Source organism: Psychrobacter sp. Marseille-P5312, from assembly GCF_900291405.1.
GTDB classification, from domain to species: domain Bacteria; phylum Pseudomonadota; class Gammaproteobacteria; order Pseudomonadales; family Moraxellaceae; genus Psychrobacter; species Psychrobacter celer.
In genome coordinates this window covers 399,585-418,985 of record NZ_OLML01000001.1, presented here as the reverse complement: position 1 = coordinate 418,985, position 19,401 = coordinate 399,585, and the positions used below count along the sequence as shown (strand labels likewise).

Below are 19,401 nucleotides of genomic sequence, written 5' to 3'. Positions count from 1 at the left end.
GTATTGCTTGTGTATAGTCGATCCGCCATACAATCTGTACTCTTTTTATTTAGCACTTACTATAGTTAGTTCAAATTAAAATTGTTATAAATCTAAACGCGCTACTGGTATAAATTTTACTTGCGTGCTGTTATCACAGAGGCTGCGTAAAATTCATCCCAGCAGCGCTATGTCATTTTTAAAGTGAATTGACTATATAGAAGGATGCTATTTATTTAGACTCGTACCAATCACTACGCAGTGCCTGCCAATGCTTTGTCAGTGCGCCATCTAATACCAGCTGTTTTGCCGCTTCGATATCAGGGGCTAGGTAGCGATCTTTGTCATAAAAAGTCACCTGTTCACGCAGCTTTTGATGCGCAGCCTGTAATGCTTCGGAAGTAGCAAGGTTATGATGGAAGTCAATCCCTTGACCAGCAGCCAATAGCTCAATACCAACGATGGTAGCGGTATTTTGCGCCATCTCATATAGGCGGCGGGCGCTATAGGTGGCCATCGACACATGGTCTTCTTGGTTGGCAGAGGTTGGGATGCTATCGACACTGCCGGGGTGAGCCATAGACTTATTTTCTGAAGCCAGCGCTGCGGCCGTCACGTGAGCAATCATAAAGCCGGAGTTTACCCCTGCATTTTCTACCAAAAATGGCGGTAAGCCACCTGATAAGGTTGCATCAATCAATAACGCCACACGGCGCTCAGACATAGAGCCAATCTCAGCGATTGCCAAAGCGAGCATATCTGCGGCAAAGGCTACTGGCTCGGCATGGAAGTTACCCCCTGAGATAGCCACTGGGCCATCATCGTTATTGAAAATAAGGGGATTATCCGTCACCGCATTGGATTCTATTAATAACGTCTTGCCTGCTTGGTTGATGATATCAAGGCAAGCGCCCATCACTTGTGGCTGGCAGCGTAAGCAATACGGATCCTGCACGCGATCGTCTTGCTCGTCATTATGCGAAGCACGAATAGCACTGCCTTTAATCAGCTGACGATGCGCTTTGGCGATCTCTATCTGACCGTGATGGCCACGCACCTCATGAATACGGGCATCAAATGGCGCATCCGAGCCTTTGGCGGCATCGATAGACATAGAGCCGACGATGGTGGCGGTCTCAAGTAAATCTCTTGCTAAGAAATAACCGCGCAATGCCAGTGCCGTTGAGACCTGTGTACCATTGATAAGGGCAAGGCCTTCTTTGGCTGCTAGGGTGATAGGCTCAAGACCATGCTGCGCTAGTGCCTCAGCGGCGGGGACTTTTTTGCCGTCAACATAGACATCGCCTTCGCCCATCATCGCCAGCGTCATATGCGATAAAGGCGCAAGGTCACCAGAAGCACCAACGGAGCCTTTGGCTGGAATGTTTGGAGTAATTTGATGATTAATTAAGCCAAGTAAACTATCGACGACCTCGCGGCGGACGCCAGAGACGCCTTGTGCGAGGCTGGCTACTTTCATCACCATAATTAGCCTGACCACGTTGTCTGGTAGCGCCTCACCAGTACCCACTGAGTGCGAGATGATCAGGTTGCGTTGAAGCAGTTCGAGCTGGTCATCGTTGATACGGGTCTTTGCTAACAGGCCAAAACCAGTATTGATACCATAAGCGCTCTTATCACGTGCGATGATGGTACGTACATCGTCATGTGAGGCATCGATTGCCTCATAAGCGCTGGCGGGTAAGGTGAGGTGGACTGGGTGATTATAGATATTACGTAGCATCTCAAAGCTTAGCTTACGTGGATGGAGAGTCAGGGTTTTGATAGCGGTCATAGGAGAGTCCCAAAGTTAAAAACAATATGAATAATATGCTTTAGTGTTCTGATTTACTTAATGGTATCGGCGCTGATGCTGGCAGATGACGCGATTTAAGCCATCCAGCCTACATACATAGCAAAATGTCCGAACGCGGCTGCGAGTAGGACGCTAAGGGCCACACGCTCAAACCATATGACGATCATTTTGCCAACCGATAATGGAATTTCTGTTGCGAGCACACACGGAATCATGGCAGAAAAAAACAGCACGCTGCTAATCGATATCACCCCAGCGACGTAGCGTGTTAGGATATCTGCCTCACTGAGTAGTAGGGCTGGCAAGAACATTTCAGCGAGCCCAGCAGACATACCTTTAGCAGCCACTAAAGGCTCTGGCAAGCCGCCGAGCCACGTAAATGGATACAAAAGCAGACCCAATACATCAAACACCGGGGTGTATTTGGCTAACAAAAGACCGGTCAGCCCGACAGCAATAATAGAGGGCACAATGGCAGCAGCCATCATAAGACCATCGCGAAAATTGGACCATAAAATCTGTTTTAGGTCAGTTGCCTGACGCGACGTCGCTAAGCCTAAATCAAAAGCGGCGGCCAGCCGTTTGCTCCGGGTATGATCGAGTGGCGGGCGTTCAACGTCATTGTCAAAAAGGCTGATGGGCGGAATACGAGCGGTAATAGCGGTGACGATAAAGGTAATCACCAGTGTTGACCAAAAAAATATATTCCAAAACTCCATCAAGTTTAAGGTTTTGGCAACAATCACCATAAACGCTGCCGATACCGTAGAAAACCCAGTCGCAATAATGACGGCTTCACGCGCTGAGTATTGTTTTTGTAGGTACACACGATTGGTAATCAATAAACCAATAGAGTAACTACCCACAAAAGACGCAACGGCATCAATAGCTGATGAGCCAGGCGTTCTCCAAATCGGTTTCATAATCGGCTGCATCAGCACACCGACCATCTCAAGCAAACCAAAACCCACCAAAAATGCCAAGATTAATGCCCCAATAGGTACAATCATACCCACGGGTAATGCCAGCTTTTCAAACAAAAATGGCAGCATATCAGCTTCCATCATATAGGCAGGGGCGGTGCCAGTCATATACATCACCGCCAAAACCAAACCGATTATCTTAAACACGGTCAGGGTCTTGTGGGTGAGGTTCTTGCGCCATGAACCGTCTATGAATGGCTTGCCAACACCAAATATCATCAGCAAAAACAACAAGGTCACAGATAAAGTGTGTTGCTGAGTGACCAGATAAGTGGCCCCATGATCAAACAAAATCGTGCTTTTGTCACCGATGGTAAAGGGTACAAAAAACATCACCAAGCCAATAGCGCTACATACGATTAGCTGTATTAGTGCGATGGGTTTGGATAGCAGCTTTTCAGACCGTAGGCTAGCAGGTGCTGGACTGTCTAGAGGCGTTCTAGGCACAGAGCTGCCTGGAGGCAAAATATCACGTTCAGACATATTATCGTCCTTGATAAAGTGTTGATGATGTCCTTATATCATCCGAGCATATAAGGACAGTAGCAAGCTATTTAATCATCGGCAGATGTAAACCATAGTCCTTGGCGGTTTTGATCGCCAGCTCGTAGCCGGCATCGGCATGACGCATCACCCCTGAGCCGCAATCATTGACCAGTACGCGCGCCAAGCGCTTGGCTGCGCTCTCTGTACCATCGGCGACGATGACCATGCCAGAGTGCTGCGAGTAGCCCATGCCCACGCCGCCGCCATGATGCAATGATACCCAAGTGGCGCCGCCTGCGACATTGAGCATACCATTTAATAGCGCCCAATCCGACACCGCGTCTGAGCCGTCTTTCATGCTCTCAGTTTCACGGTTTGGGCTGGCGACAGAGCCTGTATCCAAATGGTCACGGCCGATGACGATGGGGCCTTTGAGCTCACCGTTTTTGACCATCTCGTTAAATGCCAAGCCTGCTTTATCACGCTCGCCCAGACCTAACCAGCAAATGCGGGCTGGCAGACCTTGAAACTGAATACGCTCTTTTGCCATATCCAGCCAGCGATGCACATGGGTGTTTTCAGGGAACAGCTCTTTGATTTTTTGATCAGTTTTGTAGATATCTTCTGGGTCGCCTGATAGCGCCACCCAGCGAAACGGCCCTTTACCTTGACAAAACAGTGGTCGTACATAAGCGGGGACAAAACCTGGGAAATTAAAGGCGTCTTTTACCCCTTCATCAAAGGCCACTTGGCGGATGTTATTGCCATAATCAGTGGCAGGGATACCCATGTCTTGTAGATCCAGCATGGCCTGTACGTGTACGGCACAAGAGGCGGCAGCAGCTTTGCTCAACGCCGCGTGTTGCTCTGGGTTTTCTTGTGCTGCTTTCCACTCATCAACGCTCCAGCCACTTGGCAAATAGCCATTGATTAAGTCATGAGCAGAGGTTTGATCAGTAACTAGATCAGGTTTGATTTCACCTGCATTGGCGCGCTTGACCATCTCAGGCAAGATATCGGCGGCGTTACCAAGTAGGGCGATAGAGACGGCTTCACCAGCGGCGGTATGCTGCTTGATCAGCTCATAAGCATGATCGAGATCGTCCGCTTGCTTATCGACGTAACCGGTGCGCAAACGAAAATCGATGCTGGATTGCTGACATTCGATGTTCAAAGAAGTCGCACCAGCAAAGCTTGCGGCCAATGGCTGCGCGCCGCCCATACCGCCAAGACCAGCGGTCAATATCCAGCGTCCGCTCCAATCGCCATCATAATGCTGGCGGCCTGCCTCGACAAAGGTCTCATAAGTGCCTTGGACGATGCCTTGGGTGCCGATATAAATCCAGCTCCCAGCGGTCATCTGCCCATACATAAACAAGTCTTTACGATCCAGCTCGTTAAAATGCTCCCACGTTGCCCAGCGCGGGACAAGGTTAGAGTTGGCAATGAGCACGCGCGGTGCGTTTTCATGAGTTTGAAAGACGCCAACGGGTTTGCCAGATTGTACGAGTAAGGTCTCATCGTCTTCTAACTCTTTAAGAGAGGCGAGGATTTGATCATAGCTCTCCCAATTACGGGCAGCGCGTCCGATACCGCCATAGACGACTAGGCTCTTTGGGTTTTCGGCCACGTCAGGATGTAGATTATTTTGAATCATACGATAAGGCGCTTCGGTCAGCCAACTTTTACAATGTAGCGTACTGCCAGTGGGCGCAGCGATTTCACGGCTGTCATCACGGCGGGTAAAGGTGTTTGCCTTAAGGGTGTTGTTTGTGGTGGTTTCCTTGGCAGTAGTCATGAACAGATCCTTTTGAGTGTGCATCGCTTATTTACGCCGCGTGTTTACGTGGTTTATTTGCGCGGCATTTAGCGATAATATTGAAAGTACCTAATAAGTTGTATATACAAATTATCAAAGATTTATTTTTCATGCAAGCATTTTTTGTATGGGGTAAGACCTTTGGCGTAAGTCTGTCTTGGTACCGGCTTTTCTTTGTCTTATGTGGTCGGTGATCCAACGCAGATAGTGATGAATGGATGAGGGCTGCCGCGGCGACGGATGGTCATGGTATTATGAGGCTATTATTTTGCTAAAACTGACGGTAAAACACGGACATGACAAAACAAGTTCCCGCTTATCAGCGGATCAAAAACGCAATCTTGGACAATATTCACTCAGGGAAGTGGCAAGCAGGTGAGGCCATCTCTACAGAGATGGCGCTGGCTGAGGAGTTTGGTGTATCGCGCATGACGGTCAACCGCGCGCTAAAAGAGCTGAGCGAGGAGCGAGTATTAGAGCGCCGGCAAGGCTCAGGGACCTTTGTCGCCCAGCAGCAGTTTAATCATACCTTTGTAGAGGTGCGCAATATCGCGCAAGACTTAAAGTCAGCTAACCGCGATTATCAAGCGCAGGTGGTGAGCAAACGTGTGATCACCGCAAGTATGCTAGATGATGAGCTGCGCCGTAAGTTTGCTATCGACAGTGTGGCAACCACAGGCGAGAGGAGCGCGGCGGATAGTAGTGCAGCGGTCTTATACGAAGTAAAAATCATTCATTTTGCGGATACTCAGCCCATACAGTTTGAAGAGCGCTGGGTCGATGCACAAAAGCTGCCTGAGTTTATCGAACAAGACTTTAGTATTATCAACACCAGTGAGTACTTGATTGCCAAAAGTCCACTGGAGCGCGGTAGCTATACCATTCAGGCGCTAGCAGCACCAGATGAGATCGCCGCGCTGCTACAGATTGCCCCGCAGTCTCCCACATTGGTGCTGAGCCGTCAGACATATTCAGCAGGGAAAGTGTTGACCTTTGTGAAAATGTGGCACGCAGGGGAGCGCTATCAGTTCTCAGGCGAGCTGTGACCACAAACGGACAGAGCTGGCTGTTGCTCACTGTTTTTGTACGTTGATTCTTACCTAAGTGCGTTAGTATAGAAACAATTGAGTTTTTTTGTTTTAAACCCTTTGTTTGAAACATAGGAACAGGCTGTGATAAGAAAATGCAGAAAGTAGCCAATGCAGTATTGAAAAATTTATCTGCAGTCCTCAAATCGGGCAGCTAAAGCCGATGCGCGCTGTGCGGACACTGTTTAAATACGATTTGTTTGTAAAGGTGTTTGCCTGCATGGTTTTATTATACTGCTTTCTTATACAGCTTTTGCCTACAGCATGGCACCCTATATTTTTGCTAGACACTTTTAGACTTATTCATTCATCTTATAAGGACGCCTTATGAAACGTCGTACTCTTTTAGCCCTCGCCGCCAGCACAGTCCTGCTCGCTGCTTGTGGTCAGTCTACTACCAATGACGCCGATAGCAATGCGACTGATAACGCCGCGAGCGGTGGCTCTGATATGCTGCAACGCATCAACGATGGCGGCACGATCAATGTGGGTACTGAGGGTACCTATCCGCCGTTTACCTATCACGATGAAAGCGGCAAGCTGACCGGCTACGACGTGGAAGTCACCCGTGCGGTCGCTGATAAGCTCGGCGTCGATGTTGAATTTAAAGAAACTCAGTGGGATGCAATGCTAGCAGGCTTAGACTCGAAGCGTTTTGATATGGTGGCCAACCAAGTCAGCCTAACGACGCCTGAGCGCCAAGCAAAGTACGACCTCGCGCAGCCTTATAGCTGGTCTGGCGCTGTGGTACTAGCGCCCACCGATGACAATCGTTATGGCTCGTGGGATAACCTAAAAGGTCTACGTAGCGCCCAGTCGTTAAGCAGTAACTATGGTGAGCTGGCCGAACGCTATCAAGCCGAAATCGTCCCTGTCGATGGTATGGCGCAAGCGATTCAGTTGGTCAAGCAAGACCGCGCTGACTTTACCATGAATGACAATTTGGCCGTACTCGATTATCTAAAAAAATTCCCAGATAGTGGCCTTGAGATCAAGCTGGTTGCTCCGGCCGACGAGCAGCGCGGTTCAGGTTTGGTACTATTAAAAGGCAATGACGCTGTCGTGACGAAGTTAAATGAAGCCATGAGCGAGCTGCATGCCGACGGCACGCTGAGCAAGCTTAGCGAAGAATTCTTTGGTGCTGATATAAGTCAACAAAAATAATGCTAGCGTCTCTTACCTCAGCGTTAACCGATTTATTGGCACTGCTGCCCTTTATGAGTCCTGATCGGGCGCAAATCGTCATCGACTCGTTTTGGCCGATGCTCAAAGGCGGTATCTACTATTCGATACCGCTGGCTCTGATTTCGTTTGCCATCGGTATGATGATTGCGCTGGTCGTGGCGCTGATTCGTATCGTGCCACGTACAGGCTGGCTGCATGAGATTGTCTACCGTCTGGCTCGTATTTATGTCTCGGCGATTCGCGGGACACCGATGCTGGTGCAGTTGTTTATTATCTTTTATGGCCTGCCAAGCGTCGGCGTCAAGCTCGACCCGTTTCCTTCAGCGATTATTGCCTTTTCGCTCAATATCGGTGCTTATGCCTCAGAGACGGTACGTGCCTCGATTTTGTCGATTCCAAAAGGCCAGTGGGAAGCAGGCTCGACGGTCGGTTTGACGTATCTGCAGACTTTTCGCCACGTGATTTTGCCGCAAGCATTACGGGTATCGGTACCGCCGTTGTCCAATACCTTTATCAGTCTGGTCAAGGACACGTCATTGGCGTCGCTGGTATTGGTCACAGAGCTGTTTAAGCAAGCGCAGATCATTACCGCCCGCAACTATGAGTTTATGCTGGTCTATACCGAAGCGGCTTTTATTTATTGGGCCATTTGTTTGTTTTTGACCTTTATCCAAGGCAAGCTTGAGACCAGACTCGATCGTTATGTGGCCAAATAACCGACAAGTATTGGCCACTGCCGCCATTTCACTCAAGCGACGAGCCAAGTATGGTAGTAGTTATTTGTTTACTCGTGTTTTGTTATTATTCTTTATTTGTCAGCGGAAACCTCTATGATTCAAGTCAGTAATATTCACAAAGCCTTTGGTGACAATCAAGTGCTAAAGGGCATCGACTTGACCATCGAAAAAGGCAAGGTGGTGGTGATACTTGGGCCGTCAGGGTCGGGCAAAACCACGTTTTTGCGTTGCTTAAATGCGCTGGAGATACCCGATCAGGGCGTTATTGCTTTTGAAGACGGTAGTTTGACGGTAGACTTTGCCACCAAGCCTAAGAAAAAAGCCCTGCTGGCACTGCAGCGTAAGTCTGGCATGGTGTTTCAGTCTTATAATTTATTTCCGCATAAAACAGCGATAGAGAACCTAATGCTTGGGCCGACGGTGGTACAAGGGCAAAACAAAGCCCAAGCGCGTACGCAGGCGCTGGCCTTGCTTGATAAGGTGGGGCTTGCGGACAAAGCCGATCTGTATCCGTTTCAGCTATCAGGTGGTCAGCAGCAGCGCATCGGCATTGCCCGCGCTTTGGCCATTGAGCCGTCGCTGTTATTATTCGATGAGCCAACCTCAGCGCTTGATCCGGAGCTGGTACAAGATGTGCTTGAGACCATGAAGCAGCTGGCAAGTGAGGGCTGGACGATGGTTGTGGTCACGCATGAGATAAACTTTGCGCGCGATGTCGCCGATCATGTGGTATTAATTGAGGATGGCCATGTGGTTGAAGAGGGCAGCGCCAAGCAGCTGTTTGAGCTATCCACTCACCCGCGTACGCAAGCGTTTTTGCAGCGTATCGAGCAGTAATGGGGCGCAATAGATACTGTCTGGCGCAAATTCACTACTTTTAAATAAGCCTTTATGCAAAAAATAGCCCCAACGATGACATCATGGTTGGGGCTTTATTTGTTTTTAAGCTATTTTTTCACTGGGGCTTTTGTTTTGCTAAAAAGGTTTTGGTTGCCGTCTGAGCCAGCGTGGTACGCGCGTAGTCGTACCATTTAACATGGCATTTAATAAAGCTGCCAGTAAAATCAGCACCACGCCCACATATTGTATCCATGAAAGCGCTTGATGCAGGAGCAGTAGCGCCAAAGCAATGGCGGTCAATGGCTCAAAGATAGTAAAGACCGATGCGCGCGTGGCAGGCAGTTTCTCTAATGCTTTCATATACAGCGCAAATGGCACCACCGTACCAATCAAGGAAAGCCCCAGTGCGTAGCTCCAGGTGGCCAGCGGTAAGGTGGATAACTGCCCGTAAGTACGATACGTCTCAGGCAACAACAGCAGTACGCCAGCACTGATGACAATCGAGGTAAAAAACACCAACGGCGCAGGGTGGGCATAATGCATCGCGCGTTTGCCAAGGACACCGTAGAGCGAATAACACACGCCAGATAGCAGCCCAAGCGCGATACCCCAGTTGACTTTTGCCTCATCACCCAGCATCGTCAAACCCACACCAAACACCGCCATGAGTGCCAGTAGCGCTGACTGACGAGTGATAGGCTCCTGCAATAACACCGCAGAAAACAGCAAGCTAAACACTGGTGCGGTATATAGCAAAGCAACCGCAGGGCCAGCGCCGACATAGATGACGGCAAAAAAATAACAGAGCGACATACCAAGCACGCCTATCAAGGACTGCAGCGCCAGCCCCAGCCACTGCTTTGGACGTAGCTTAATCAAATGGGGCCAGAGCGTTGGTAGCATGACCAGCACCAAAAAAGCGGCGCTCACGATGCGCAAAATAGTAATCTGCCAGCCACTAAAGCCTCTCTGGTTTAGATAGGTGGAAAATATCCCAAGCGTGCCCCAACAGATCGCAGCACTAATGATTTGAATGGTGCCTATCCATGACTGCCGCGCTGTCATCGCGCTCTCGGTGTGTGCCATATCGCTCTCTATTTTACTTTCTAGAAAATTCAAACAATAAGCTGTATCAGTCTTTAAGCTAATGGCGCTTTTTTTGACTTGGTGCTCGTTGCCTATTGCTCATCACTCATTACTATGCTGAAATAACAAAAGACAACCTTGTTAAAGGCTGCCTTTTGTTTGTTGTTTTCAGTCTAACATTAAAGCGTTAATGAAGGACTAACACAAGTCCATTAAACTTAAAAGTCGATTTACTTGGGCTGCATGATTTAAACTTGCAGTAAAAAATTGCTTAGCAAGCGTTTGGCACCTTCTGTGGCAAATGACTCTGGATGAAATTGCACGCCCTGAATCGGATAGTCGGTGTGGGCAAGTCCCATTATCTCATCGCCTGCGAGCGCCGCCTCTGTCAGGCTCAAGTGATGATGGGCGTCATTGGCAACGACAGCAGTGACGGTTAAGCAGTCAGGTAGCGTATCCGCCTTTACCATAAGCGAGTGATAGCGCATGATTTCTACCTCTTGCGGCAAGCCTTGATAAACACCTGCATCGTCATGGCGAATGGCAGAGACTTTGCCATGCATCGGTACGCGAGCTCGTATCACATCGCCGCCGAATACGTGGGCGATACCTTGCATGCCTAGGCAGACGCCCAATATCGGCGTGGTTTTTCCCATGATTTTGATGACTTCTGCACAAATACCAAAGTAAGCAGGATCATCAGGTGCGCCTGGGCCAGGTGAGATGATAATACGGTCAAGACTCATCGCTTGTACGTCAGCCAAGGTGATCTCGTTGTTGCGTTTGACGATGACGTTTGCAGCGCTAGCGCCGTCTTTATCATCCTCCATGGTTTGCAAGATCTCGCCGATATATTGATATAAGTTAAAGGTAAACGAGTCGTAGTTGTCGATAATCAAAACATTCATAAATCATCACTCTTTGCTGAAGTAGAGAGGGGTTTAGGCGGTCATAAAGCTGTCTAACACCACTTTCATGGCAGAGAGCTTACGCTGGATTTCTAAGTATTCATCAGCAGGGTTGGAGTCGTAGACATTGCCGCCGCAGGTTTGCGCGTAGGCGGACTCACCATTGATAAATAGACTACGAATAGGAATGGCAAAAATACAATCGCCATTAAAATTAAACGAGCCAAGCGCGCCGCCATACGCACCGCGGCCATCAGGCTCTAGCTCGTTGATGACTTTGATTGCCTCGACTTTTGGCGCACCTGATAAAGTACCGGCAGGGAAGTTGCTGGCAAGCGCGCTAAACATATCTTCATCAGGGTGCAAAATCCCAACGATTTCAGAGGAAATGTGCTGCACATGTGAGAAGCGTTTGATGTCCATCAGGCTGCGCACCTTTACCGTACCAAAGCACGCTACACGGCCGATATCGTTACGATGTAAGTCGACCAGCATATTGTGCTCGGCGATCTCTTTGGCATCATTTAGCAACGCGCGGGCAAGCTGACGGTCTTCTGCGACATCGACGCCGCGTTTGGCGGTGCCAGCCAGTGGATAGGTTTCCATCTCACCTTGTCGCAGGCGAAACAGCAGCTCGGGGGAAGCACCAATGATGCACTGCTCAGCAAATTTCATAAAGTACATGTGCGGTGACGGGTTGACCGCCCGCAGCTTTTCATAAATCGGCATCTTATCACCGGCGATACGATATTTGGATTTAAAACCCACCTCGCACTGAAAGATACGCCCAGAGATGATGTCTTCTTTGACTTGCATGACGGCGCGCGCATGCTCATCTTGGCTCATGCCATCAGCCAAAAACTCAACCGAGGGCGGCTCATAGCTAGGCGTTGGCTCATCAAGTAAGGCTTTGATTTGCTCGATACGATTGTCTTGCTGAGCAGTCGGGTAATAAAAATAAAAAATCTCACCGGTCATTTTATCAAGCGTTAGGCCATCGAGATAGACGCCAAATTTAAAGGGTTCAAAATCGTCGCTTGCCTTTGCATTGAGACTTGGCTCAAAAAAATTGACACTGTCATAACCTAAGTAGCCGACCAGTCCGCCTGTCTGATCACGAGCGATGACGTGCTGCGGGGTGATGCTGCGTAGAAGCTCATAAGGGTTGTCCGTTTGATAGTGCTGGGTTTTGGCGGTTTGATTATCAGTAATTGCCAAAGTCGTGCGGTCAATAGCGGCAATGGTCATCACAGGGTCAAAACCAATGGCATGGTGGCGCGCCATATGCCCATCTTCGCCCAGTGATTCAAGCAGATAGCAGGTCTCAAAAGCACGCTCAATACGTTTAAATAACGCAAAAAAATCGATATCTTGGGTAAGTTTGATGCGTTTCGGTTTGCTGGGAATCTCAATCGCCGCAGGCGGATTGTGCTGTAGGGTAGGTGTCATAGTGATGTCCAAAGTGAGTTAGATAGGTGTCAGATAGAGATAGGCAGAATTAATACTAAGCAAAATTGATACTAAGCAAAATTGATATAATGGCTAATCGCTTACGCATTTTCTCTATGCGTCGCCAATAAAGCGCTGACGTCATGCGCCTGCATCGCTTTGGCGCCGCGCGAGACAGTGGCGATACCAACCCCTAATTGCTCAGATATCTCACGCTGGGTCACGCCGCGCGCCAGCAAATCAAAGATGCGTATACGATTGGCAATCTCTTGCTGCTCTTTTTCTGTCAGCAGCGCGCGAAACAACGCCTCGATATCCGCACTATCAGGACAGTTTGCCAAATGCTGTAATAAGCTGTGATAAGGGTTGGTGCTCATAGTATGTCGTCTTATAATAATCAGTCAGATAATAAATAACAGAACAATGGCTCTTGTTTCAGTATTCTAGTACAGTAGTACAAGAAAAACAAGGTATCCGCTTATCTTTTTATGATATTGGTTTATTATGTTGATACGTTAACCGACATCCTCCTCCCTTAGGTTTTTCGACGGCCTTTACAAATTATCATTAAAATGCTTAATTTCTCACATTCATTATTGCCAAATTGTTAATACTTGGTTATGATGCCTGTCATTATTTAAATGCTAACAATTATCATTAATATTCATAATGTTATTCGTATTTGAGCCATGCTGTAGCGTCTTGGTGTTTGTCAATGTGGCGATATAGCAATGCATTGATAAATGCCGGACAGGCTACAGTCACAGCTAAAATTTAATATTGATCGTCATCAAAGTGAGTGTGTTATGCGTGAAGTAAAGTTACCAATCTCATCCAATCAATTAACCTTATTATCTATGGGCGTGGCAGCCATATTGTGGACGCAGGCGGCTAGTGCGGCAGCAGAAGACATGCCAAGTACTACGCTACAGACCATTACCGTCACGGCAAACACCTCAGTACGTGAAAATGTACAAGAAGACTCAGTCTATATCGACAACTATACGCCCGCAGCACAGGCAAGCCACTTAAGTGATTTTTTGGATGTCATACCAGGGGTTGAGGTCGGTGGTACCTCATCGGTCAATCAGCGCGTGCGTGTGCGTGGTCTTGATGATACCAATCTTAAAGTCACCGTCGATGGCGCGCGTCAAGAAGGCGCGATGTTTTATCACATGGGTGATATCACCATCGATCCAGACCTATTAAAACAAGCAGAAGTGGCAGTGGGTAACAACTCTGTCACGCTAGGTAACGATGCCATCGGCGGCGCAGTAGCATTTGAAACGGTCGATGCAGTAGATTTACTCAAACCGGGTCAAAAGGTCGGTGCCAAACTACACGCAGGTTATGCCAGTAATAATGATGAGCTACTGACATCAGCCACCGTCTATGGTGCGCCAACAGACAATATCGACCTATTGGCTTATTATGGCAAGCGCGATACCGACTCTGGCGAAGATGGCGACGGCCGTGAGCTTTATGAGGACAGTGAGAGCGAAAACATCTTATTAAAAGCAGGCGCGTATATTGGTGAGGATCATCATGTCGGTGCAAGCTTTAGCCGTACTGATAAAGAAGGGGTTTTTCCATTCCGCCCAGACTTTCCGAGTCGCTCTGAGCCACCGATTCCGCAACAGGTGAAGCGCGATACTTATACGCTCGATCATAACTTTAATCCAGCAAACTCACTCATTGACATTGATACCACTGTTTATCAAACAGAAACGCAGATTCTGCGTGATTCTGAAGACGTAGGCAACTTTGATTTTGATGCAAAAGTAAAAACCACAGGTGTTAAGATTGAAAATACCAGTGTTATTGACACAAGTAACGGTCGTCATAAGCTAATCGTAGGCGCTGAGCACTACGAAAAAGAGTCAGAGATGGCACGCGATGGTTCTGCAACTGCGAATGATGATGCCAATAACACCTCAGTCTATCTAGAAGACCAATGGCAAATAGGCAAACTGACGCTGACACCAGGTGTACGCTACGACCGCTATGAGTCTCCTGAATTTGTGGCGGGCAGTTCTACTTATGACAATGTGGTTGGCGCGTTTGCTGCAAGCTACGAGGTTGCGCCGCGTACGCAAGTGTTTGCCAGCTACACAGAGCTGTTTAATGGCCCAGATTTAGGCCAAACTGTCTTTAACAGCAATGGCGAGGGTATTTATGTCAATAATGATCTCAAGCCAGAAGAAGGTTATAACTCTGAGGTAGGTGTGGCCACCACGCTACGCGATCTAACCATTGCTGATGATGCGCTACAATTGAGTGCAAAATACTTTAGATCTAATATCGAAAACTATCAGCAGTTTATGCGTACAGGTAGTCGCCCAGGAAGATTTGGGATTGACTGTGAGACCGGCGCGATAGGCGGTGACTGTCAAGGTATGTTCAACAGTGATGAAGACTATAAAATAGATGGTGTTGAGCTGGCTGCTAACTACACTACTCGTGACTTTGGTATGGGGCTGAGCTACTCACGTGCTCGTAGCGAAGGCGATAAGACAGGCAATAGTATCCCATCAGTGAGTGGCAGCGGTGCTGACTCAGGCGATCGCTACATGGTGAACTTAGATTATGCAGCTAATGATATGGTTGATTTAGGCTGGCGCAGTACTTATGTGGCATCTATTACTGATAATCAAGGTGAGACTAAGCCAAGCTATGATGTGCACGATGTGTATGTGAACTATTCACCACGTCAGTTTGATGGTCTAAAAGCCACCGTTGGGGTTTATAACCTGTTTGATGAGACTTATGCCAGTCACGCATCGCGCTTAAATACGGCTGATGCTACGGCTACAGATTTTGAGATGGGTCGTAATATCAAAACCTCTTTGACCTATCAATTCTAAAAGTCGTTAACTCTAAAATCTATCAGCTCTGACTGCATAATCGTAGTGTGACTGATGAAAAATAAAAAGCCAGCTGTCTGACGAGGAGAGCTGGCTTTTCTTATCGTAATTTTAGACCTCACCAAGATGGCTGTATGACTGTGCTACTGGTATAAATTTTCTTTGCGTGCTGCTTACACAGAGGCTGCACAAAATTCATCCCAGTAGCACTGTATCATTTTTAAAGTGGGTTAACTAGACAGCTAAAAGGATAAAAAATGACCAAACCTAATCCAAGAGTATTAGAAGTAAAAGGCATTGCCGATATCACCCCAAACATGCGCCGCATTACACTTGGTGGAGCGGGCATGCAAGACTTCCCAATCGAGCAAGAAAGCGCCTATATCAAACTGATGTTTGCAGGGGAGGCAGGAAAAAAGCCCATCATGCGCACTTATACCATTATCCAGCAACGTGACGATGAAATCGATGTCGATTTTGTCTTGCATGGTCTCAACCACAAAGGCGCTGAAGGCCCTGCCTCACATTGGGCCAAAACCACACAAATCGGTGATACTATTTTGATCGGTGGGCCTGGTGCCAAAAAGCTTATCAATCACGAGGCGGATTGGTTTTTACTGGCGGGAGACATGACCGCGCTGCCCGCCATCACGGTAAACTTAGCACAGCTGCCCGAGGATGCCGAGGGCTATGCCGTCATCGAGGTGCTGAGTGAGGATGATATCCAGCCGCTACAAAAGCCGAAGAATATAATGCTTGAGTGGGTAATCAATGCCGAAGCAAGCAGCAGTCATTACCCCATTCTTGAGCGTATTAAGACGCTAGGCTGGCCGGCTGGTGAGGTGGCAGTGTGGGCGGCGTGCGAGTTCAATAGTATGCGAGCGCTGCGCCAGTACTTCAAACAAAAAGAAGTGGCTAAGAGTCATCTTTATATCTCTAGCTACTGGAAACTTGATAGCAATGAAGATGAGCATAAAATCGTCAAACGCGAAGATGCTGCATTAGGGTTATAAGGAGACGTAGCCACAGTCCTGCTTAACTATAACAATGTATCGACAATCACTGGCCGACCTTGATGGTTAAGTACCGTAACATCGACGTTATATAAGTCTTTCATGGTATCTTTAGTGATGACATCGACAGGCTGCCCAACCGCCATCACTTGGCCAGTTTTCATCATGACCACAGTATCGGCAAACTGCGCGGCTTGGTTGATATCATGTAGGACGATGACCACGGTTTTTTGCTGACTGCAGCTAAGCTCGCGCAGCTCACGCATCAGACGCCCTGCATGGTACATATCCAGATTGTTTAGTGGCTCATCGAGCAGTAGATACGGCGTATCTTGACAGACAATCATCGCAATCAGCACGCGTTGCCGCTGACCACCAGAGAGCGTCGATAAAAAACGCTCGGCTAATGGCTCAAGCTCAAAACGCGCGATCACTTCTTGTACTTTTTGCTCGTCCTGTGCGCTCGGCTGTCCTTGATGATACGGGTAGCGGCCAAACATCAGCAGCTCATGCACGCGCAGGCGACCTTGCACTTGGTTGTCTTGCCCAAGCATCGCCACCGTCTTAGCCAAAGTGCGCGCAGGGCAGCTGACAATATCATGCTCACCAAACATCACCTTCCCAGACTGTAGCGGTTGTAGCCTTGCCATGACCGAAAATAAGGTGGATTTGCCCGCGCCGTTGGGGCCGATTAGGGCAATCACTTGGGCGCTTGGTAAGGACAAGCTGATGTCATGCAGGATTTGTTGTTTGCCGATATGGTGGGAGATATTATCGAGTTTAATCATAATAATTCTTATTTTTTAGATAAATTTTAATCAGTTTTAAATAGTTTATGATTTTTATATAGGTCAATATGACATGTCATCAACGCCGCTGGGTCATAAATATCAGTAGCAAAAACACCAAGCCGCCCGCCAGTTCAATCACCACGGATAACACTCCCGCCATACCCAATACTTGCTCAAACAGCGTCTGACCGAGGACCAAACAAATCATCGCTACCAAACTGACCAATATCAAACGCTCGCTATGATACATATGCCGTGCGATACGATTGGTCAAGGCGCAGACTAGTAAGCCAAAAAAAGTCACCGGCCCGACCAGTGCTGTCGCCGTCGCAACCAATACCGCAATGACCGTCAATAGCCCAAATGCGAGGCGTTGATAATTAATGCCCAAATTAATCGCTTGCGCCTTACCGAGCATCAAGACATCGCATTGATAGCGCCAGCGCCAAATACACAGCGCACTAATGGTGCAAATAATAAAGCTAATCCCCAATAGCTGCGGGTTGACGGTATTAAACTGCGCGTAACTGGCCGACTGTACCACGACAAAATCATCGGGGTTAATCAGGCGCGCAATCAGTGCTGATAAGCTGCGAAACAACACCCCAAAGATAACGCCCACCAGTATCAGCCGCGTCAAATCCTGACTGCTTTTTGAAAACAGCACTCGAAACAATAATAACGACGCGCCAAACATCAGGACAATCTCAAGGGTGAATTTGGCAATAGGATTGATGCTGGTAAAGCTCATCGCCCCCAAAAAAAACACCAATAAGCTTTGGAGTAGAACATAAAGCGAGTCAAAGCCCAGTAGAGAAGGGGTCAAAATAGGATTGTGTGTTAAGGTTTGAAAGAGCAGAGTCGATACGCCAATCGCATAGCCGACCACCATGAGCGCCAGCAGTTTTTTACCTCTTAGTGGTAGGGCAAAATCCCAATGACCATTGACATTGAGCGTCAAAAACAGCGTCATCGAGACCAGCAAAATAACAGCGGCAATCGATTTTGGATGGTTGCTGATCCATGCCCAAAGCTGAGCCAAGCGATTCTGGCTAGAGGGGGCTGCGTGGTGCTCGTTATTTAAATTATTGTTTTTTAAACGACGCTTCGCTGAGTCAGTCTTTGTAGAGCGGCCAGTTATAGAGCCATGCTTAGACGATGAAAACATACGTAAATCCTACTATGCTACCTGTAATAGTAACAACGCCACGCTTATCTAAGCAGACAACAGGACGAGTAAATAAAGAAAAGGGTCGATGGTGGTGAGTCAGCTGCTTGATGGCCAGATGCGTTATTATGCGTTACATTGTTATGAGGTGCCTTATTACTTACAAAACGCCTTATCGCTCAGCAGGCGCGCGCAATAACAACCATAAAAACAGCACCGTGCCGACCACACCAAACACCGTGGCGACCGGCACTTCAAAGGGGTAGCGGATAGAGCGCCCGATGATATCGCAGAGCAATACTGCCGATGCACCCAGTAGCGCGACAGCTGGCAAGCTACGGCGCAGCTTATCGCCCATCAGTCGGCTGACGATATTTGGCACCACCAAGCCAATAAAGGGAATCATCCCGACTGTGACTACCACGACCGCGCTCATCATCGCCACCATACCGACGCCAAGCCAAGTGACCTGCCGCTTACTAATGCCTAAGTTTAGCGCGATATTATCGCCTAGCCCAACGATGGTTAGCTTATCAGCGATGATATAAGCCAGCACGCACAGCGCGCCCGTTAGCCATAGCAGCTCATAACGCCCTGCCAAAACGCCAGAGAAGTCACCAAATTGCCAAACACTGAGCATCTGTAACGTCTCGGTCTGATAGGCAATAAAGGTCGTCACCGCTTCAATGATCCCGCCAAAGACGATACCGATGAGCGGAATCATCAAATAATCTGTCGGCGGTATGCGGCGGATAAGGAGCATAAATAACATCATGCCAAACACAGCTGAGACAGTGGCGACACTCATTTTGACCAGTAGCGCACTGGCAGGGAACAGCAGGCTAACGACCAGCAATCCCAGTGCTGCGCTTTGGGTGGCACCTACCATTGATGGCTCAACAAAGCGGTTCTTTAGCACCACTTGCATAATCATCCCTGCCACCGCCATGGCGACACCGGTCAAAATAATGGCAATGGTACGCGGTATGCGGCTGACCAGCATCAGCGAGCTGTCTGAGTTGGCGCTATGGTTGATGAGGCTATGAAAAATACCAGACCATGAAAAATCCGCCACCCCAATGGACAAACTTAATAACACCAAAAGCCCCATCATGATGAGGCTGGCTGTGTTGATAAGCCATGGCGGTAGGGCCGCATGCCGACGCGTGAGGCTCAGAGGCTTGCTGCC

The 19,401-nt window shown here is 48.3% G+C and carries 16 protein-coding genes; 6 read left to right on the top strand and 10 right to left on the bottom strand.

The window, feature by feature from the left end:
* Window positions 1–211 precede the first annotated feature (211 nt).
* The 3 genes from hutH to hutU form a co-directional block, all read right to left on the bottom strand.
* The gene (gene hutH / locus C6W44_RS01805; RefSeq protein WP_105243981.1) at window positions 212–1,774 is read right to left on the bottom strand and encodes a histidine ammonia-lyase; all 1,563 of its coding nucleotides are present in this window, start codon (window positions 1,772–1,774) and stop codon (window positions 212–214) included.
* Window positions 1,775–1,869: 95 nt separating this feature from the next.
* Window positions 1,870–3,261, bottom strand: a complete 1,392-nt coding sequence (locus C6W44_RS01800; protein WP_105243980.1) for a YjiH family protein — start codon at window positions 3,259–3,261, stop codon at window positions 1,870–1,872.
* A gap of 67 nt (window positions 3,262–3,328) precedes the next feature.
* A complete protein-coding gene (gene hutU / locus C6W44_RS01795) occupies window positions 3,329–5,062 on the bottom strand; it encodes a urocanate hydratase (RefSeq protein ID WP_105243979.1) in 1,734 nt (577 codons plus the stop codon).
* Between the two features lie 317 nt (window positions 5,063–5,379).
* On the opposite strand from hutU, the gene C6W44_RS01790 reads away from it, so the two are divergent.
* The 4 genes from C6W44_RS01790 to C6W44_RS01775 all read left to right on the top strand — a co-directional run bounded on the left by C6W44_RS01790 (window position 5,380) and on the right by C6W44_RS01775 (window position 8,930).
* The gene (locus tag C6W44_RS01790) at window positions 5,380–6,129 is read left to right on the top strand and encodes a UTRA domain-containing protein (RefSeq protein ID WP_105243978.1); all 750 of its coding nucleotides are present in this window, start codon (window positions 5,380–5,382) and stop codon (window positions 6,127–6,129) included.
* A 369-nt stretch (window positions 6,130–6,498) separates the two neighbouring features.
* Window positions 6,499–7,335, top strand: a complete 837-nt coding sequence (locus C6W44_RS01785) for an amino acid ABC transporter substrate-binding protein (protein ID WP_105243977.1) — start codon at window positions 6,499–6,501, stop codon at window positions 7,333–7,335.
* The gene (locus tag C6W44_RS01780) at window positions 7,335–8,072 is read left to right on the top strand and encodes an amino acid ABC transporter permease (protein ID WP_025644029.1); all 738 of its coding nucleotides are present in this window, start codon (window positions 7,335–7,337) and stop codon (window positions 8,070–8,072) included. The genes C6W44_RS01785 and C6W44_RS01780 overlap by 1 nt, the downstream gene beginning before the upstream one ends.
* A gap of 114 nt (window positions 8,073–8,186) precedes the next feature.
* On the top strand, window positions 8,187–8,930 hold the full coding sequence (locus C6W44_RS01775; RefSeq protein WP_105243976.1) for an amino acid ABC transporter ATP-binding protein: 744 nt from the start codon (window positions 8,187–8,189) through the stop codon (window positions 8,928–8,930).
* A gap of 138 nt (window positions 8,931–9,068) precedes the next feature.
* Here C6W44_RS01775 and C6W44_RS01770 read toward each other — a convergent pair whose 3' ends face one another.
* The 4 genes from C6W44_RS01770 to C6W44_RS01755 all read right to left on the bottom strand — a co-directional run bounded on the left by C6W44_RS01770 (window position 9,069) and on the right by C6W44_RS01755 (window position 12,753).
* A complete protein-coding gene (locus C6W44_RS01770) occupies window positions 9,069–10,019 on the bottom strand; it encodes a DMT family transporter (protein WP_105243975.1) in 951 nt (316 codons plus the stop codon).
* A gap of 248 nt (window positions 10,020–10,267) precedes the next feature.
* Window positions 10,268–10,927, bottom strand: coding sequence for an anthranilate synthase component II (locus C6W44_RS01765; RefSeq protein WP_105243974.1), 660 nt, complete (start codon window positions 10,925–10,927; stop codon window positions 10,268–10,270).
* Window positions 10,928–10,960: 33 nt separating this feature from the next.
* Window positions 10,961–12,376 carry an anthranilate synthase component I family protein gene (locus C6W44_RS01760; protein ID WP_105243973.1) on the bottom strand — a complete coding sequence of 472 codons (1,416 nt, stop codon included), beginning with the start codon at window positions 12,374–12,376 and terminating at the stop codon, window positions 10,961–10,963.
* Window positions 12,377–12,477: 101 nt separating this feature from the next.
* Complete coding sequence (locus tag C6W44_RS01755) at window positions 12,478–12,753, bottom strand: Trp family transcriptional regulator (RefSeq protein WP_100749829.1); 276 nt, start codon at window positions 12,751–12,753, stop codon at window positions 12,478–12,480.
* 429 nt (window positions 12,754–13,182) lie between these two features.
* Here C6W44_RS01755 and C6W44_RS01750 point away from each other — a divergent pair, with 429 nt between their 5' ends.
* Both C6W44_RS01750 and C6W44_RS01745 read left to right on the top strand, forming a co-directional pair.
* Entirely contained in the window at window positions 13,183–15,240 is a 2,058-nt protein-coding gene (locus C6W44_RS01750) for a TonB-dependent receptor domain-containing protein (RefSeq protein WP_105246379.1), read from the top strand.
* Window positions 15,241–15,497: 257 nt separating this feature from the next.
* The gene (locus tag C6W44_RS01745; protein WP_105243972.1) at window positions 15,498–16,253 is read left to right on the top strand and encodes a siderophore-interacting protein; all 756 of its coding nucleotides are present in this window, start codon (window positions 15,498–15,500) and stop codon (window positions 16,251–16,253) included.
* Window positions 16,254–16,279: 26 nt separating this feature from the next.
* On the opposite strand, the gene C6W44_RS01740 is transcribed toward C6W44_RS01745, so the two are convergent.
* The 3 genes from C6W44_RS01740 to C6W44_RS01730 form a co-directional block, all read right to left on the bottom strand.
* Entirely contained in the window at window positions 16,280–17,041 is a 762-nt protein-coding gene (locus tag C6W44_RS01740; RefSeq protein ID WP_075102779.1) for an ABC transporter ATP-binding protein, read from the bottom strand.
* Window positions 17,042–17,120: 79 nt separating this feature from the next.
* A complete protein-coding gene (locus tag C6W44_RS01735) occupies window positions 17,121–18,212 on the bottom strand; it encodes an iron chelate uptake ABC transporter family permease subunit (protein ID WP_105243971.1) in 1,092 nt (363 codons plus the stop codon).
* Between the two features lie 172 nt (window positions 18,213–18,384).
* Complete coding sequence (locus C6W44_RS01730) at window positions 18,385–19,326, bottom strand: ABC transporter permease (RefSeq protein WP_105246377.1); 942 nt, start codon at window positions 19,324–19,326, stop codon at window positions 18,385–18,387.
* Window positions 19,327–19,401 lie beyond the last annotated feature (75 nt).

Bases quoted from the DNA above. Each gene is read 5' to 3' on its own strand.
- hutH (WP_105243981.1), bottom strand. From the start codon at position 1,774: ATGACCGCTATCAAAACCCTGACTCTCCATCCACGTAAGCTAAGCTTT.
- C6W44_RS01800 (WP_105243980.1), bottom strand. From the start codon at position 3,261: ATGTCTGAACGTGATATTTTGCCTCCAGGCAGCTCTGTGCCTAGAACG.
- hutU (WP_105243979.1), bottom strand. From the start codon at position 5,062: ATGACTACTGCCAAGGAAACCACCACAAACAACACCCTTAAGGCAAAC.
- C6W44_RS01790 (WP_105243978.1), top strand. From the start codon at position 5,380: ATGACAAAACAAGTTCCCGCTTATCAGCGGATCAAAAACGCAATCTTG.
- C6W44_RS01785 (WP_105243977.1), top strand. From the start codon at position 6,499: ATGAAACGTCGTACTCTTTTAGCCCTCGCCGCCAGCACAGTCCTGCTC.
- C6W44_RS01780 (WP_025644029.1), top strand. From the start codon at position 7,335: ATGCTAGCGTCTCTTACCTCAGCGTTAACCGATTTATTGGCACTGCTG.
- C6W44_RS01775 (WP_105243976.1), top strand. From the start codon at position 8,187: ATGATTCAAGTCAGTAATATTCACAAAGCCTTTGGTGACAATCAAGTG.
- C6W44_RS01770 (WP_105243975.1), bottom strand. From the start codon at position 10,019: ATGGCACACACCGAGAGCGCGATGACAGCGCGGCAGTCATGGATAGGC.
- C6W44_RS01765 (WP_105243974.1), bottom strand. From the start codon at position 10,927: ATGAATGTTTTGATTATCGACAACTACGACTCGTTTACCTTTAACTTA.
- C6W44_RS01760 (WP_105243973.1), bottom strand. From the start codon at position 12,376: ATGACACCTACCCTACAGCACAATCCGCCTGCGGCGATTGAGATTCCC.
- C6W44_RS01755 (WP_100749829.1), bottom strand. From the start codon at position 12,753: ATGAGCACCAACCCTTATCACAGCTTATTACAGCATTTGGCAAACTGT.
- C6W44_RS01750 (WP_105246379.1), top strand. From the start codon at position 13,183: ATGCGTGAAGTAAAGTTACCAATCTCATCCAATCAATTAACCTTATTA.
- C6W44_RS01745 (WP_105243972.1), top strand. From the start codon at position 15,498: ATGACCAAACCTAATCCAAGAGTATTAGAAGTAAAAGGCATTGCCGAT.
- C6W44_RS01740 (WP_075102779.1), bottom strand. From the start codon at position 17,041: ATGATTAAACTCGATAATATCTCCCACCATATCGGCAAACAACAAATC.
- C6W44_RS01735 (WP_105243971.1), bottom strand. From the start codon at position 18,212: ATGTTTTCATCGTCTAAGCATGGCTCTATAACTGGCCGCTCTACAAAG.
- C6W44_RS01730 (WP_105246377.1), bottom strand. From the start codon at position 19,326: ATGATGGGGCTTTTGGTGTTATTAAGTTTGTCCATTGGGGTGGCGGAT.